General features: G+C 41.0%; 13 protein-coding genes. 10 read left to right on the plus strand and 3 right to left on the minus strand.

The genetic code is table 11. The features are described from left to right. The first annotated feature begins 577 nt into the window (after positions 1 to 577). The gene (gene pgsA, locus NWP17_RS00960; RefSeq protein WP_280653045.1) at positions 578 to 1,090 is read left to right on the plus strand and encodes a CDP-diacylglycerol--glycerol-3-phosphate 3-phosphatidyltransferase; all 513 of its coding nucleotides are present in this window, start codon (positions 578 to 580) and stop codon (positions 1,088 to 1,090) included. Here pgsA and rfbB read toward each other — a convergent pair. Continuing rightward, positions 1,075 to 2,139 (minus strand): dTDP-glucose 4,6-dehydratase, encoded by a 1,065-nt coding sequence (gene rfbB, locus NWP17_RS00965; RefSeq protein WP_280653046.1) that lies wholly within the window; start codon positions 2,137 to 2,139, stop codon positions 1,075 to 1,077. The two genes, pgsA and rfbB, sit on opposite strands and share 16 nt — an antisense overlap. Before the next feature lie 79 nt (positions 2,140 to 2,218). Continuing rightward, the gene (locus NWP17_RS00970) at positions 2,219 to 3,157 is read right to left on the minus strand and encodes an NAD-dependent epimerase/dehydratase family protein (protein WP_280653047.1); all 939 of its coding nucleotides are present in this window, start codon (positions 3,155 to 3,157) and stop codon (positions 2,219 to 2,221) included. A 307-nt stretch (positions 3,158 to 3,464) separates the two neighbouring features. Here NWP17_RS00970 and NWP17_RS00975 point away from each other — a divergent pair, with 307 nt between their 5' ends. The 6 genes from NWP17_RS00975 (at position 3,465) to NWP17_RS01000 (ending at position 9,379) form a co-directional block, all read left to right on the plus strand. Beyond that, complete coding sequence (locus NWP17_RS00975; RefSeq protein ID WP_280653048.1) at positions 3,465 to 4,607, plus strand: glycosyltransferase; 1,143 nt, start codon at positions 3,465 to 3,467, stop codon at positions 4,605 to 4,607. Between the two features lie 112 nt (positions 4,608 to 4,719). After that, positions 4,720 to 5,502 (plus strand): undecaprenyl-phosphate galactose phosphotransferase family protein, encoded by a 783-nt coding sequence (locus tag NWP17_RS00980; protein ID WP_280653049.1) that lies wholly within the window; start codon positions 4,720 to 4,722, stop codon positions 5,500 to 5,502. A 321-nt stretch (positions 5,503 to 5,823) separates the two neighbouring features. After that, complete coding sequence (gene gmd, locus NWP17_RS00985) at positions 5,824 to 6,900, plus strand: GDP-mannose 4,6-dehydratase (protein ID WP_280653050.1); 1,077 nt, start codon at positions 5,824 to 5,826, stop codon at positions 6,898 to 6,900. 22 nt (positions 6,901 to 6,922) lie between these two features. Further along, complete coding sequence (locus NWP17_RS00990) at positions 6,923 to 7,867, plus strand: GDP-L-fucose synthase family protein (protein ID WP_280653051.1); 945 nt, start codon at positions 6,923 to 6,925, stop codon at positions 7,865 to 7,867. Between the two features lie 78 nt (positions 7,868 to 7,945). After that, complete coding sequence (locus NWP17_RS00995) at positions 7,946 to 8,515, plus strand: 5-formyltetrahydrofolate cyclo-ligase (RefSeq protein ID WP_280653052.1); 570 nt, start codon at positions 7,946 to 7,948, stop codon at positions 8,513 to 8,515. Between the two features lie 15 nt (positions 8,516 to 8,530). After that, positions 8,531 to 9,379 carry a carbohydrate ABC transporter permease gene (locus tag NWP17_RS01000; RefSeq protein WP_280653053.1) on the plus strand — a complete coding sequence of 283 codons (849 nt, stop codon included), beginning with the start codon at positions 8,531 to 8,533 and terminating at the stop codon, positions 9,377 to 9,379. A gap of 65 nt (positions 9,380 to 9,444) precedes the next feature. Here the strand turns inward: NWP17_RS01000 and NWP17_RS01005 are convergent, their stop codons facing one another. After that, positions 9,445 to 13,308, minus strand: a complete 3,864-nt coding sequence (locus tag NWP17_RS01005) for a hypothetical protein (RefSeq protein ID WP_280653054.1) — start codon at positions 13,306 to 13,308, stop codon at positions 9,445 to 9,447. 633 nt (positions 13,309 to 13,941) lie between these two features. Here NWP17_RS01005 and NWP17_RS01010 point away from each other — a divergent pair. The 3 genes from NWP17_RS01010 (at position 13,942) to cobT (ending at position 16,584) form a co-directional block, all read left to right on the plus strand. Next, the gene (locus tag NWP17_RS01010) at positions 13,942 to 14,643 is read left to right on the plus strand and encodes a Crp/Fnr family transcriptional regulator (protein WP_280653055.1); all 702 of its coding nucleotides are present in this window, start codon (positions 13,942 to 13,944) and stop codon (positions 14,641 to 14,643) included. Positions 14,644 to 14,714: 71 nt separating this feature from the next. Then, the gene (locus tag NWP17_RS01015) at positions 14,715 to 15,440 is read left to right on the plus strand and encodes a DUF2232 domain-containing protein (protein ID WP_280653056.1); all 726 of its coding nucleotides are present in this window, start codon (positions 14,715 to 14,717) and stop codon (positions 15,438 to 15,440) included. Between the two features lie 4 nt (positions 15,441 to 15,444). Next, entirely contained in the window at positions 15,445 to 16,584 is a 1,140-nt protein-coding gene (cobT, locus tag NWP17_RS01020; RefSeq protein ID WP_280653057.1) for a nicotinate mononucleotide-dependent phosphoribosyltransferase CobT, read from the plus strand. Positions 16,585 to 16,602: the final 18 nt, after the last annotated feature.

A 16,602-nucleotide genomic window follows, 5' to 3' on the forward strand; every position in this document is an offset into this window, starting at 1 on the left:
CCAATATTTTTAGAAGCAGAAGAAGATATATTACCAGTACCAGAGTTTATCAGTGGTTTACAGTTGACTTTAGGGCAATTATTTGATTGCTTGAGATTATAAAGCATTTCTTAAAAGCATTTCTTAAAAGCATTTCTTAAAAGCATTTCTTAAGCACTAGGAGTTACGCATTGACAGAATAACAAAATAGTGAATTAATCTAGGGGGACTTTGATTCTCGGTTATTGCATCGGGTTGTAATGTGGTATCAGTAGCACCGGCTTCTAGCGGGTATTGGTGACAAGCAGGATGCTTGTGTTACAGGCGCTCGCGCATTCCGTAAGAGTCCGTTTTAACGGACTTGAGCTTTGAGACGGGGAATTTATTCCCCGGCTTCTTGTGTTACAGGCGATTGGCTTCGCCAGTGCCGTAGGCAATCCCATGATCTATATCTCATAGATCATGTTTTTTGTCAATGCGTAAGTCTTAAGCACCTGAAATACAAATGTAAATAATCGTCTTGTAGCACAAGTCCAGCTTGCTAAAAATGTACCTCACTTCGGCAAAATTCGCTCTAAACAATTAGCTCCTACCAATTATGAATTTACCTAACTTGATAACTTTTTCTCGACTACTGGGAATACCATTTTTACTTTATGGACTATATAATCCCACACCCCAAGCCAGATGGGTATGTTTGACCATATTTTTAGTTGCGGCGTTAACCGACTGGTTAGATGGGTATTTAGCGCGTCAACTCAACCAAATTACTGATTTAGGTAAGTTTCTTGATCCTTTGGTGGATAAGTTACTAGTATTTGCGCCATTGTTAGTCTTAGTTGAACTAGAGAAAATTCCAGCATGGGGAGTGTTTGTCATTTTAGCGCGGGAATTAGCGATCGCGGGTTGGCGGGTCAATCAAACTACAATTACAGGGGCAAATATTTGGGGTAAACTAAAAACCGTTAGTCAGATCATAGCCATATCCCTATTAATTGCACCTTTATCATTAGCTTGGCAACTTCCCACATTAATTGCTTTTTGGTTATCTGTGGTGTTAACAGTGATCTCTGGGGTAATTTATATTCTTGGAGCTTACCTATTTTCATAATTTTCTTTTAACCAATACTTATGTTCTCCCGAACGTACTTGATTCACCCAGTCTGAATTATTGAGATACCATTGCACAGTTTTTAATAACCCACTGTCAAAGTTTTCTTCCGGTTTCCAGCCCAACTCATCAGTGATTTTATGACAATTAACTGCATATCTCCGGTCATGACCCGGACGGTCTTTAACAAAAGTAATTAAAGCAGAATATTTGTACTCTGGTTTGGGTGCTAGTTGGTCAAGAATAGCACAGATTTTCTCAACAACTTGTAAATTAGTTTGTTCATTTAATCCACCAATATTATAAGTTTCGCCAATTTTACCTTGTTGTAGAACTAAGAGAATAGCCCGGCAATGGTCAATCACATAAAGCCAATCACGGATATTTTGCCCATCTCCATATATAGGTAGGGGTTGACCCTCCATAGCATTGAGGATCATCAAAGGAATGAGTTTTTCAGGAAACTGGTAAGGTCCATAATTATTAGAGCAATTTGTGGTTAAAGTAGGCAATCCATAGGTATGATAGTAAGCACGGACAAAATGGTCAGATGCAGCCTTAGAAGCAGCATAAGGACTATTGGGTGCTAGTGGGCTAGTTTCTTGAAAAGCCGGTTCTTGGGGATTGAGAGAACCATATACCTCATCTGTGGACACATGGAGAAAGCGAAATACCTGCTGTTGTGCTGCTGATAAACCTTGCCAATAGACGCGACTTGCTTCTAATAGACCAAATGTGCCAACTACATTAGTTTGGATAAAATTTTCAGGATTTAAAATAGAACGGTCTACATGACTTTCAGCAGCAAAATTAATAATTCCCTCTGGCTGATACTGTTGTAATAAATAACTAACTAATTCAAAATTACCAATATCCCCTTGAACAAAATGATAGTATGGGTCAGCCTGTACTTGAGATAAATTACCTAAATTACCAGCATAAGTTAACTTATCCAAATTAATTATCTTAGCCCATCCCAACCGTCTAGCCAGCAGGATAAAATTAGCCCCAATAAACCCCGCCCCTCCTGTCACTAATACTGTTTGCATATCCGTTCATAACCCCACGGTATTAATAAAACAACCACCCCGACTTAGGGAAAAATCGGGGAGCAAACTTAATTACATTTTAAACAGCTTGTAAAATCTCATCATCCAGGGAAAAATCAACATCAGCTTGATCTCGTCTATTAGCCAGATAATCATTTTCAAAAGAATCAGTCAGCCCAGAAATTAAATCATATTGAGGTCGCCAAGCTAACTCAGTCATAGCCTTATTTACTGATGCGAAAAAGTGCTGTACTCGCATGGGAAAAGCTTTACCCTTGCCAAAATCAAATTTTTTCGGGTCGTAGTGGACAATTTTCATGGTATCAGGTGACTTACCAGCAGCTACAGCACAAGCACGGGCTAAACCGTCAAAAGTAACATAGCGATCGCCCGAAACATTATAAATTTGTCCTATGGCTTGTTGATTACCTATCACCTGTGACATGGCTGTGGCTAAATCCTTAACATGACCTAACTGTGTAATATGTAACCCATTACCAGGAATAGGAATAGGGCGATGGCGGACAATTCTATCAAAAAACCAACTTTCTAAATCATTATAGTTACCTGGTCCGTAAATATAGGTAGGGCGAATAGAACTAAAAGGTAAATTCTCTTGAGTTAAGTAAGCTTCCGTTTCATGCTTACCTCGGTGACGACTCCTAGGGTCCACTGCATCACCCTCTGTGTGGGGTAATTGGTCAGACTTGAGATACACACCAGCAGAACTCATATAAACAAAATGTTGCACTTGACCCTGGAAAATTTCTGCCAATGGTTGAGTATCAGTAAGTTCCCGTCCGTTATTGTCAAAAATAACATCAAATTTTTCCGATGATAATTTTGCTTTGAGTTGGTCAGAGTTAGTGCGATCGCCTATAATTTGTCCTAATCCCGGCCAAGTCGGTACAGGACGATTACCACGATTAAACAGTACCACCTCATGTCCTTGTTCTACAAGCAACTGAGTCAGGTAAACACCAATAAACCTTGTACCACCCATGATTAAAATTCGCATAAATTCCCACTTTTTAACTTTTACAGGATGGGGAGTGGGGTAGTAGCTTTCCCCTCCCCAATTTGAGGTTAACAGGTTAGAGAGTTCATCTGGAACCTTTTTTGAGATAATCAGGTCTTTTGCCTCATCAAGATGCAAACTCAAGTAGTCACACAGCTAAGTATAATCTTAGTCAAGGTGAGTAAGGGAGTGTCAAACTCCCAAATGGTAAAGGTTGCGTAGGGTGTCTTCAGACCGCGTAGCAACAACAGTATAAAATCCCCTGTGTTTCCACCAGGGGAGATGTCAACCCTAAAAGTTAGCTCAGGTGTCCTTGAAATACGCTTTGGTTCATGAGTGGCTTACACCAAAAGCCACAGGCGGTTCGGAATTAGTTGTGCGGCAAATTCTCAATCATATTGATGCGAATTTATATGCCTTGATTGATTTTGAATCCAGCAATTGGGAAAGTTATTTATACAAACGTCAGATTGGTACAACCTTTCTCCAACACTTGCCTTTTGCCCGTAATGGCGTACAAAAGTACCTGCCCTTGTTGCCATTGGCCATTGAACAATTAGACCTGCGGCAGTATGACGTAATTCTATCGTCATCCCACGCGGTGGCTAAAGGAGTTTTAACCACTCCGGATCAGTTGCACATTTGTTACTGTCATAGCCCCATGCGCTATGCTTGGGATTTAACTTTTGATTATCTACGCGAAAGTAACTTGGGACAGGGTGTAGCTGGATGGGTAACTCGCTATTTATTACATGAATTGCGCCAGTGGGATGTATTGAGTGCTAATCGCGTTGATTACTTCATCGCTAATTCCCAGCATACAGCCCGGCGGATTTGGCGTTGCTACCGACGGGAAGCAACAGTCATTTATCCCCCAGTCAATATTGATAGTTGCCCATTTTTGGCCAATAAAGAAGATTTTTATTTGACAGTTTCCCGATTGGTCAGTTATAAGCAGGTATCTTTAATTGTTAAAGCCTTCAATCAATTAAAACTACCCTTAGTAATTATTGGTACAGGTTCAGAAATGCCCAACATTCGCAATATGGCTAACTCTAATATCCAAATACTGGGATGGCAGCCCGATGATGTTGTCAAAAAATATATGTCTAGAGCTAAAGCGTTTGTGTATGCAGCTTGTGAGGATTTTGGCATCGCTTTAGTAGAAGCACAAGCTTGTGGGACTCCAGTAATTGCCTATGGTGCTGGAGGTGCTTTAGAAACAGTGCGCGATTTACACTCTTGTATGGATACAGCAACAGGTATATTGTTTAAAAACCAAACAGCAGCGGCTTTAATGGAGGCAGTGGAAAAATTCACAGCTGATCAAAATTCTTTTAATCTGGAGTATATGCGATCGCACGTTTCCCAGTTTTCCTTGGAAATCTTTGGCCAGCGCTATCTCCAATTTATAGACCAATGCAACCAACAAAAAGCACGGTCAAAGTGATCAAATCAATGTAGTTAGGTGTTTTGTGGGCTTTTGGCAATTTATTCCCAGGAGCAGTTCATTTTAGCTTTAAGATTGAGATTATGTGTGGTGTGGATTATTAAGGAGTATAATGACTGCCCAAAGCTCACTCCTCTCCGGTAAGCGAGAACTACCCTTTAGGAATGGCAAAGCCCAACGGCAAGATGCTAACGCTTCTAAGCGTGCTTTTTTCAGACGCGGCCAAAAAACAAAACCGCCGGGGCTGAAACCTACAGGCTTGTCTTTTCAAGGTTTAAACGGAGAGTTTGCTAAACGACTATTTGATATAGTTTTTTCCCTGTTGGTATTGATTTTGTTCTGCCCTGTTTATTTAATTTTGTCCCTGCTGATTGCTGTAAGCTCAGAAGGTCCAATTTTCTACGTCCAAAAACGGGTGGGGAAAAACTACAAGGTTTTTAATTGTATCAAATTCCGGACAATGGTGACCAATGCCGAGGAAGTGCTTGTGCAAATGATGGAAACATCCCCCGATTTGCGCCAAGAGTTTGAAAGTAACTTTAAACTCAAAAAAGACCCGCGAGTTACTAAAATTGGTCAATTTCTGCGATTTACCAGCTTAGATGAATTTCCCCAGTTCTGGAACGTTCTCAAAGGAGATATGAGTGTTGTGGGACCGCGCCCTTTAGTTATTTCAGAATTGCCAAAATATGGTTGTCACATGGATTATATCTTAACCATTCGTCCAGGCATCACTGGATTATGGCAAGTTTCTGGACGTAATGACATTCCTTACCCAAAAAGAGTACAAATAGACCTGCATTATGTCAAATTTAGAAATTTTTGGCTTGACTTATGGATAATATTGAAAACAATTAATGTGGTTATTTGCCCCAAAAATAAAGGAGCATACTGAAGATACAGGGGTGATTAAAATGACAGTTAACCCCACCCCTTACCCTAGAAAATTAATTCAAGCTTAACAAAGGGAAGTTTATCTAAGAAGTTTATATAAATTTTTGACCAAGATTAAAAAAATTATACAATTGATCAGGTCGGTTTTGAGTTAAGCTGCTTGAGGTAACTTGTGAAATTAGGTTTTAATAAGTATATTTAATGACGGATAATTGTTAGAACTATTAGGTTGACTATTTCAAGGCAATCTGGTTTTCAATGACTAGGTTGCCAAAATCAACATGGGACTATATTGATTAAAGATAACAGGGGATAATTGAGCATGACCCAAAGCAAACGCGCGTTAATTACTGGTATTACTGGTCAAGACGGTTCATACCTGAGTGAGTTATTGCTAGAACAAGGTTATGAGGTGCATGGTATTATTCGCCGTACCTCCACCTTTAACACAGACCGCATTGATCACATATATGAAGACCCCCACAAACAGGGAGTGCGGTTGTTTCTTCACTACGGCGACTTGACCGACGGTACAACATTACGCCGCATCTTAGAAGCAGTGCAGCCCACAGAAATTTATAACCTAGGCGCTCAATCCCATGTGAGAGTGAGTTTTGACTCACCAGAGTATACTGTTGATGCCGTGGGTATGGGAACATTACGTTTACTAGAAGCAATCCGCGACTACCAGCAACGTACAGGAATTCAAGTGCGGTTTTATCAAGCCGGTTCCTCAGAAATGTTTGGTTTGGTGCAAGCAGTACCCCAAAAGGAAACAACGCCTTTTTATCCCCGCAGTCCCTATGCTTGTGCTAAAGTTTATGCCCACTGGCAAACGGTGAACTACCGCGAATCTTATAACTTGTTTGCTTGTAATGGCATTCTGTTTAACCACGAATCACCACGACGGGGGGAAACTTTCGTTACCCGTAAAATTACTAGGGCAGTAGCCAAAATTGTGGCAGGTAAACAGAAAAAACTTTATATGGGTAATTTGGATGCCAAGCGAGATTGGGGCTATGCTAAGGATTACGTGCGGGCAATGTGGCTAATGTTGCAGCAAGACCAGCCAGACGACTACGTAATTGCCACGGGTCAAACTTACTCTGTACGGCAATTTCTGGAAAAAGCATTTGGTTATGTCAACCTAAAGTGGGAAGATTATGTAGAGTTCGATGAGCGCTATATCCGTCCGGCAGAAGTAGATTTGTTAATTGGTGATCCTACCAAGGCTAAACAACAGTTGGGTTGGCAACCATCTGTAACCTTTGATGAGTTAGTAGCTTTGATGGTAGAAGCAGACCTACAGGCCTTGGGTCAAACTTCACCCAATGGTAATGGTACAGTTTCTCATGATATAGCCACTATTCGTCCAGAACTGGGCGCTCTTCATTTCTGATTTGTCCCCACACCATAAGATTATGAACGCCTTAGAACTAAACAATAAACGGATTCTCGTCACCGGCGGCGCTGGCTTCCTCGGCCGTCGCGTGATTGATCAACTATGTCAGTCCGGGGCCGATAGTGCGAAAATTACAGTGCCGCGATCGCGTGATTATGACTTACGCGTTCTGGAAAATTGCCAACGCGCCGTTGACCAGCAAGATATTGTCATTCACCTAGCAGCACACGTGGGCGGTATTGGTCTTAACCGGGAAAAACCCGCCGAGTTATTCTACGACAACTTGATCATGGGGACTCAGCTAATTCACACTGCCTATGAAGCTGGAGTAGAAAAATTTGTTTGTGTGGGGACCATTTGCGCTTATCCCAAATTTACACCAGTACCATTCCAAGAAGATGATTTATGGAATGGCTACCCGGAAGAAACTAACGCTCCTTACGGCATTGCTAAAAAGGCGCTTTTAGTTCAATTGCAATCTTACCGCCAACAGTATGGCTTTAATGGCATTTACTTGTTACCTGTCAACTTATACGGTCCTGAAGATAACTTTGACCCTCGTAGTTCCCACGTGATTCCGGCCTTAATTCGCAAAGTCCATGAAGCCCAAATCAGGGCAGAAAAACAACTTCCTGTTTGGGGTGATGGTAGCCCCACCCGTGAGTTTTTGTATTCAGAAGATGCAGCCAGGGGCATTGTTATGGGTACACAACTTTACAACGATTCCCAACCGGTTAACTTGGGAACTGGTGCAGAAATCTCCATCAGTGACTTAATTACACTGATCTGCGAATTGATGGAATTTAACGGTGAGATTGTCTGGGAAACAGATCAACCCAATGGTCAACCCAGGCGTTGCTTAGATATTGAACGGGCCAAGCAAGCCTTTAACTTTACCGCCCAAGTAAGTTTTAGGCAAGGGCTAAAAAATACCATTGACTGGTATCGACAAAACGCTGCATAGTAATAAGAATGTGGGCATTGCCCACTTTTTTTTCAGCAACATCACAGTGAGAAAAAGTGAACAAATTGGCAGTTTACCATGGATAAAGTTGATTTACGCCGTATTTTGCTTAAACAACGGCAATCACTATCTGTGACACAATGGAGAGAAAAAAGCGATCGCATTTGTCAGCACCTGCAACAGTCCCCTGTATTTACCCAAGCTCAAACAATACTGGCTTATTTTAGCTTTCGTCAAGAACCAGATTTGAGTCCCTTATTTAAAAATACTAATTATAATTGGGGGTTTCCCCGTTGCGTGGGTAAGTCTCTCCAATGGCACACCTGGAAACCTGGAGATTCCCTTCAAGTCGGTACTTATGGAATTACTGAACCTCATGCCCATACCCCCAGTATAGAACCAGGAGAAGTTGATTTAATTCTAGTTCCCTGTGTAGCCGCCGATTATGACAGATATCGTCTAGGTTATGGCGGTGGGTATTATGACCGCTTACTTAGTTCACCCCATTATGCCCATAAACCCACCATAGGCATTATGTTTGATTTTGCTTATCTCTCTCAAATACCTCGAGAAACTTGGGATAAACCCTTAAAGTATATTGTTACAGACAATCCCCACTATCTTACAGGTAAGATGAGGAATGATTAGAATTGAGGAACAAAATTGAGTAATTTTAAGACCAACCCTCACCCACCCAAATCACAACGTATTTTCACCTACGGGTTATTGTCTGCCATTGCACTGGTGACGCTTTTTCCTTTGTTATGGTTGCTTAGTACAGCTTTGAAGTCCCCCACAGAAAATATTTTACAGTCACCCCCCCAAATATTCCCCACTCAACCAACAATAGATAACTTTTTCAGAGTGTGGCAAGCCTTGCCCTTTGGACAATATTTATATAATAGTACCTTAGTGGCAGTGCTAACCGTGGCATTGAATTTACTATTTTGTTCTTTAGCTGCTTACCCTTTAGCCAGACTGTCATTTGTGGGGCGAAACTGGATTTTTATCGCCATTGTTTCCACCATCATGATTCCTTTTCAAATTGTCATGATTCCCCTTTATATTTTGACAGTGCAATTAGGACTAAGAAACACTTATTTAGGGATAATTTTTCCTAGTTTAGCCTCAGCTTTTGGAATTTTTTTACTGCGACAAGCCTTTATGGGCGTACCCAAAGAACTAGAAGAAGCAGCCCGCATTGATGGTAGTTCAGAATTGGGTTTATGGTGGTATGTGATGTTACCTGCCATTCGTCCGGCTTTAGTTACTCTGTCTATTTTTGTATTTATCGGTGCTTGGAGTGATTTTCTTTGGCCTTTAATTGTCATTCAAGATGAAAGCTTATATACCCTACCTTTGGGAGTCGCCAAACTAGCCGGCACATTTTCCCTAGACTGGCGGTTAGTAGCCGCAGGTTCGCTAATTTCCATCGCCCCAATCCTGCTATTATTTTTATTTTTACAGCGCTACATTGTCCCTACAGAAACCAGTAGTGGCGTTAAAGGCTGAATCAAAATTCAAAATCAACAGAGGGAACAATCCAAAATCCAAAATCCAAAATCTAAAACAGAATCCTAATCAGTCACTTGTACAGCAAAATTCACTGTGTAAGGTTCATTGATGGGTTGTTTAGTACTGGCTTTGATGGCATTTAAATAAGTTTGCAAAACCAACACCTGTGAAAAATTGGGACGATAAGAAAGATTTCCTTGCTTTTCAAACAGTGGTGCAGAAGCGATCGCCTTATAGTCTCGGTTATTCCGAGAACTAGAACTAAGCCAGGTAGAATCTGGAATTGCAGGTATCAAACCCGGAGGTAACTCATTTTCCAAGAAAGCTAATAAGCGTCGTTGACAAATACTGGTATTAATGCCGGAATCTTCAAATAACTGGAGAATTTCACCAAAAGATACTGTTCTATCTGGCACAAGTCGCAGCAATTCCATAAATAAGAAATAGTCGGTGTAATGTTGCTTGGGTTGTTCTAAAACCTGGGGATGTAGAGGTAAGGTTGCCAAACCATAGGCTACCCGACTACAATTAGGAGCGCCGTTTTCACCCAGATACAAATATTGAATAATTTTCGTGTGAGGCAATTTTTGACGTAGCCAATAATTTACAGCCCCTAAACAAGCCCCCCCTCCAGTGATAATGGCTTGATTAATTGCTTCCGTAGTTATACCACGAGCCGCCAACAACTTATTAAACTCTCGATTTAAACTGCGGACAAAAGGAGCAAATACACGGTTTTCTAAATCTCGTCGCTGTAATACCCATTGCACATCTGCCAATTCTAGAGTAAAAGAATCTTGCTGTTGTAAGATTAGCTTCAAAGCCAGAGCCGCATCAAGCACAGCCCGTCCCAACAAAGAACTTTCTAATTTTTGCTGGAGACGAATTCGAGCAGTCATATCCGGTTCAGCTACTTGGGGTAAATCCAACCCCTCCAACCCTAAACTTTCCCAACGCATTTGCTCCAAACCAGGAAAAGGGTTTTGCCATTGCCAAGAGTTATTAGTAGTTGTTGTATTATCTGGTGAATTAATCTGCCGAGGTTGGCGATAATCTGGAGGAAGTAACAACTGGCAAATAATATCTTGCTCAATTCCGTTACCAGCGTAAGCGAAACTATGCAGCATAAAGTCATCATGCTTCAGTTCCTGCAAATTATCAGGTAAGTCTACCAGTGTCATTTCTGTTGTACTTGCCCCAATGTTAATGACAAAACTATTACCAACTAAAGAATCATAGCTGGATTTAACCGGATGTAAACCTTCGGAATCGCTGATTTGCACTGTTTCACCATCAGCGCCATCCAGTATGCTAAGTAAACTAGCGATCGCCTCTTCCACAAAAAATATTTGCTGTGGATGTGAGACCAATTGGCTATTAAGTACAGCCTCCCGCACATTAAAGCGATATTGTTCCGACCAGCTAAATGGACAGGTACAGACAACACCAGCAATATTATTGATAATGTGACGGAAAGTTTCATGACTTAAACCCACAGCACTAGCGATTAAACCTTGAGTAGTACTGTAGCGATCTGACTTTAAAGTTAACAGTAACTTAGAAAGCGATCGCACCACCCAAGTTAAAGGACCAGCAGAAAATTGATTGAATTGCAAAACCGGCTCCCATCTTTGCTGTTCATTTTTATATGGGATAGCCACCTGCAAATAAGGCTTCAATTGTACTGAGTAAAAATTCTGCTGGTGATTTTCCGCCATTTTCTGAGCTTCTCCCCTCTCAGCCTCCCCTTGTGGTGAAGTAGGTAGATAAACTTCTGCTGGTAAACGAAACGATAGCGGAAAAGAAGTCAATCTTTGTTGGTTTTCTGCTGACCAGCAAATGGGATAAACAACAGCAGTAGAACGATTCAACAAAGCCGCAGAAATTCCACTTGTACCCACATCAACACCCAAGTACCAAACCGAGTCCAGCATATTGGGGGTAATATTTGTACTATTCACAGAGTCAGCACCCCCAAAAGAACTTTGTTGGTCAGCACTAGTTTGGGAAACTGTTATCTCATCTTTATTTGTGGGACTAAAATCTAAATCTATTTCTGTTTGCGGCCATGATATTGGCTTAACCTCCCGTAACTCCACATTAGACTCAGCAAGATTAGGAGTATCATAATCAACATTCAATTCATCAAAATTCGCTAAATCTTGATTTAATTGTTGGATCTGCTCCTCATCCAGAGTGATATCCGCCACATTAGCAGACTGGCTCTCATGTGATGCAAGTAAATTTTCTTGTGGAGAAGCTGAAATGTAGTTATCTAAATCCCCATCTTCTTGGTTAGGAGTTGCTACTTGCAATTGTTGACTATGAGCTATTACTGCTGCTGCTTCCCAACTAGAAGCAATTTCTAGTTTTTGCTCCTCAGTAAATAATTCACTCAGGGCTGTGATAGTATCAGCACTACTTGGTTGTACAGACAAATTATCAGGTGACATCACTGCTGTAGACGACGACCCAGAAAAATCTCCCCATTTTTCCGGGTTGGTATCCTCCTCAAAAAACAATTCTGTCCAAGACTCTAATTCTGCGTCTGCTTGCTCAAGCCAAGGGTCTGGAACCCTTGTTATTGGCGTAATTCTCGATGCTAATGTACTTTCAGTGATATTATTTTCTGGTATTACCTCTGGTTCTGAGGGATGAATTACAAATGTAGGTTGAGTTTCTGTGATGTGAGACGATGATAAATTTTCTTGATCAACCCTCAGATCATTGACATGATCAGTGTCTAATAAACTGGCATACAGTTGATCTACTTCATCACCTACTAACTCCAAATCATCCTGCTGTGCTGTCTTTGCCTTATCAAATGAGGAAGAATCATCTACACTTAGATCCAAAAGCATAGCATCCAGATCATCTGCCATACTGACATCATTTACATCTTCCTGTTCAGCTTCCGGTAATGAAAATCCCCAAGACTGGGATGTTTCCCCACTAGTGTAATCTTGTGGTGCTAGTTCTGGTGCAGTGGTGTTTGTGGGGATTGGTTTTGTGGGGATTGGTAATGATGCTGATGCAAATGGGGGTTGAGTTATTTCTAAATCTGGAAAAGATAACTCTGTCATCTGGGCTTGTTGCTGCAAATGCTGGGTTAAATTATGGAGAAAATTGACCATCAACTGCTGGCCTTGTACACCCGTGCTGTGCATTTTGGCTAAACCTTGAGATAAGGACTCGTAATAAGTGTTTATGTTGCGCTGTAATGCCTCAAAAACAAAATTTACAGTCCCATCTAAGGATAGTAGACGTTGATCTAGTTCCCCCGTCAGATATGTTAATTTTTGTAATTTTTCTGATGATTCTAAGATATCTGGAGTGGCTAAAGATGCAGTTTCTATACTGCTATAATTATCCTGATTAGCAGAACTATCTGCCATCTGAGGCGTGAGAGTAGATGCAACACGGCTCATCAGCAACTGCAAAAATTCTGAAATCATCTGCTCTTGGTGAGCATACTGCTGGCTCAGAGAGTAGTTGTGCAGTCTCTTTTGCTCTAGCTGTCTAATTTCTTGAACAAGATTTTCCCTCTCTTGCATCATTGCTGCTAATTCGGCTTGCAACGGCTGTATTAGTGAGGATAATTCGCTTTTTAGTTGCTGAATTAGCACATTACCTTGTTCTTGCTCTGGTTGGTTTTGCTGTCCCAAAGATTGCTTGTTACTTTGGTTGACAAATTTCTCTAATAAAGGAGACCTTCGCACCTCTCCAGTTTGGTTGTTTTGATGATGAGTATTTGAAATCTCACTTTCTCTTTCCTGGACAAGGAACTTGCGAATTGTTTCTAAAACCTCTCTGGCTTCGGTGTTTTGACCAGACAAAAGCCGAGATGATAGGCGCTTACCACGGATGTTCAGTAAGTTGTCAATGTCTGCAATCAATTTTTCAATTTGATCTACGCGGGAAGTCACTTTTAATTACCTTAGCTAAAACTGTACTTTAACTTGTATGAGAATTACTGGAAAACTACAAAATTTCCGAAAGTAGTAACCATTGGGACAGCTGACGAAAATTATGTTATTAATTTTATCAAGTGCCTAGCCCTATGACTGTACATACTATGTTACAAATTCTCCGATGTATCTAGTGATAGAAAACATCCAGAAATGCCACAGGTTTGCACCTATATGAGCAATTATGTACCTAAAGCCTGGCTGAATGGCAAGGGGGCATTTCTTTACTTAAGTTGGGTTGTGGGTGAATAGCTAAAAATATGACATGAGCAAAAATAATTATGTGTTTATGTTTTGTAGTCATGAAATTTGTAATATAATTAACTTACAAATAATATTCCGGAAAGTCAAGTAATTCTATCCTCCCGAATTAGTGTATGATTGAGGAATCATCACCAGTATATATATGTATTGTTTCTTTCTCAGTTTCATTCCTTTGTTCTTGACCATATAAGTAAACCAATTATTTGTATTAATTGTAACTTTTTTTAACACTGGGTACTTTTATTTGTAATAGGGCTTGTGGTTTGATACTTAGAGGTATTCACCGCTTTGTTTTTTGTATATAATAGCTTTAATAAATATGCCGTAATGGAAGACAGATATAGCTTGCAAGCCACCAGCGATCCCTCAATAATTAGATCAGCTCCCTTTTTTCAAGGGTTACCGGAGGCTGCTATAGAAGTAGCTCTTAGTCATCTGGTGACCCGTACACACCCAGCAAATCAAATGATCCTGCTGGAAAATGATTGGGGTGGATCAGTGTATTTTATTTTACAAGGGTGGGTCAAAATTCGTACTTATAATTTGGAAGGTAAAGAGGTAACGCTCAATATTATTGGTAAAGGCGAATTGTTTGGTGAAATGGCAGCATTAGATGAAGTACCACGCTCCACTGATGTAATTACCCTAACTTCAACCCTGATTGGCAGTTTACCATCTCAGGATTTTGTCAGGTTAATTCATACCGAACCATTAGCGGGATTGCGATTGTCACAATTAATGGCTAGACGCTTACGACAAGTAAACCGCAGACTGCGATTACGAGAATCTGACAGTCAATCACGAGTAGCAGATACTTTGTTATTTTTGGCAGAAGGACAAGGAACAAAAGGACAAACTGGTATGGAAATTCCCAATTTACCCCACCGAGAATTGAGTAGTTTGAGCGGACTAGCCCGGGAAACAGTGACAAGAGTATTAACAAAACTGGAAAAAAAAGGGTTGATTATCAGGGATTCTGATAAGATTTCCATACCTGATTTGTTAGCTCTAGAAAAAATCATCGCCTAAATTACCCATAACTGATAAGGATGAGGTCAATATGGTGAAAGAATAAAAACAAAGTTGTTAAAATTTATTTTATGAGTATTTCAGATTCTTTACCGAATGAGGACCCGTCCCTTGAACCTTCTAACTCCCTAAATAAAGAGTTAAATCAAGAGAAGTTGACAACACCTAGACTAAAACTTGATGCACCGTTACGAATGGTGGAAACAGCTTTTTTAGCCAGTGCTGGGAGTTTAATTTGGTTGATTAATTTGTATTTTCCTTTAGGTCCAGTACTACGGATATTTTTCCCCCTACCAATTGCTTTAGTTTACCTGCGCTGGGGTAAAAGAGCAGCTTGGATGGCTGCTGTCACTTCCGGGTTACTGCTATGTGTGCTGATTGGTCCAGTTCGCAGTGTATTATTTGTTATGCCCTTTGCTTTTATGGGCGTGCTGTTAGGCTTAACATGGCATCGTCGCGCTTCCTGGTTAGTATCTATTACTTTGGGTACGCTCTTGGGTACCTTGGGGGTGTTTTTTCGTCTGTGGTTGCTGTCTTTATTTTCGGGGGAAGATTTGTGGGTTTATGCCATTAATCAGGTCACAGAACTGATAGATTGGGCATTTATGAGGCTACAATTATTAGCTACTCCTAGTTTATTTTTAATCCAAATGGGGGCTGTGCTGTTAATTGTCTTCAATAACTTGATTTATTTATTTATGGTACACTTGGCAGCATGGCTGTTATTGGAACGCTTGGGAAATTCTATTCCCCTTCCGCCACAATGGGTACAGGCTCTCATGGATTACGAAGGTTGAATAATTGATTGCTATTTATACCCAAATAGAACAGGGTGAAAAATGGATTGCTCAGTATGGTAAATGTTTACCGACCTTTGCTTGTGTTTTAGGTTTTACAGAAACTGGTTTAATTCCCGGTATTTCTGCTGCTGGTAGTAGTCCAGAAGCTCGAAAGTATACGGCTTGTGCTGATGCTGAGTTTTTATACTACGGAGCAGAAAAAAAAGCAGTGTATCCTCTACCACCTCTGACCGCGGGGGCTTCACCTGTGCTAATTTCTCGTGCTGTGGTGGAGTCCCTGAATATTCCAGTTTATTTATTTAACGCTGGTTTACCTCAGCCTCCTGCTGTACCGGTGATTGATTTGGGGGGTAGTGCTGCTAAGTGTTTGAGTGGAGGTGCGGCTATGGAAATTTCAACAGTACACCATTTGCTCAAACAAGGGCTATTGTGGGGAGAACGCTTGGCTGCTAATGTTCAACAAGGGTATGTCATTTTAGGGGAGTGTGTTGTGGGAGGGACTACAACTGCTCTGGGAATTTTAACCGGCTTGGGTGTAGACGCAAAGGAAAAAGTTAATAGTAGCCATCCTGTTTGTAATCATCGGCAAAAGTGGGCAGTGGTACAAGCTGGATTGGAAAAGATGAGAAAAGCAAGGGGAAAACTATATTTCCCCTCTGCTACCATAGACCCCTTAGAACTTGTGGCTGCTGTGGGCGATCCCATGCAAGTAGTAGTGGCGGGAATGGCCATCGCTGCTAGTCGTAATTGTGGGGTTTTGTTGGCTGGTGGTACACAAATGCTGGCAGTTTATGCTTTAATCGTAGCGATCGCTAATGCTTATAGTTTGTTTTGGCGACCCACTGCAGTGGTTGTTGGTACTACTCGTTGGGTAGCAGAAGATCCAACCGGTGCTACTGTTGAATTAGCCCTGGGTTTAGGTAAAACAATTCCCCCTTTATTTGCCACTCAGTTAAGTTTTGCTAACTCCCGTTATCCCCAACTCCAAGCTTATGAGCGGGGGTTTGTGAAGGAAGGTGTAGGCGCAGGTGCTGCTTGCATTGCTGCTTCTCTCCGCCAAAATTGGCAAGAAAAAGAATTTTTAACCGCCATAGAGGCTCAATTAGAGATGCTGCTTACCAACAGAAATTCCACGACATAGAACCGAAAACCAAGGTCG

The organism is Chrysosporum bergii ANA360D (assembly GCF_029891735.1).
GTDB lineage: Bacteria > Cyanobacteriota > Cyanobacteriia > Cyanobacteriales > Nostocaceae > Umezakia > Umezakia bergii.

Coding starts and splice junctions, on each gene's coding strand:
- pgsA (WP_280653045.1), top strand. CDS start 578: ATGAATTTACCTAACTTGATAACTTTTTCTCGACTACTGGGAATACCA.
- rfbB (WP_280653046.1), bottom strand. CDS start 2,139: ATGCAAACAGTATTAGTGACAGGAGGGGCGGGGTTTATTGGGGCTAAT.
- NWP17_RS00970 (WP_280653047.1), bottom strand. CDS start 3,157: ATGCGAATTTTAATCATGGGTGGTACAAGGTTTATTGGTGTTTACCTG.
- NWP17_RS00980 (WP_280653049.1), top strand. CDS start 4,720: ATGACTGCCCAAAGCTCACTCCTCTCCGGTAAGCGAGAACTACCCTTT.
- gmd (WP_280653050.1), top strand. CDS start 5,824: ATGACCCAAAGCAAACGCGCGTTAATTACTGGTATTACTGGTCAAGAC.
- NWP17_RS00990 (WP_280653051.1), top strand. CDS start 6,923: ATGAACGCCTTAGAACTAAACAATAAACGGATTCTCGTCACCGGCGGC.
- NWP17_RS00995 (WP_280653052.1), top strand. CDS start 7,946: ATGGATAAAGTTGATTTACGCCGTATTTTGCTTAAACAACGGCAATCA.
- NWP17_RS01010 (WP_280653055.1), top strand. CDS start 13,942: ATGGAAGACAGATATAGCTTGCAAGCCACCAGCGATCCCTCAATAATT.
- NWP17_RS01015 (WP_280653056.1), top strand. CDS start 14,715: ATGAGTATTTCAGATTCTTTACCGAATGAGGACCCGTCCCTTGAACCT.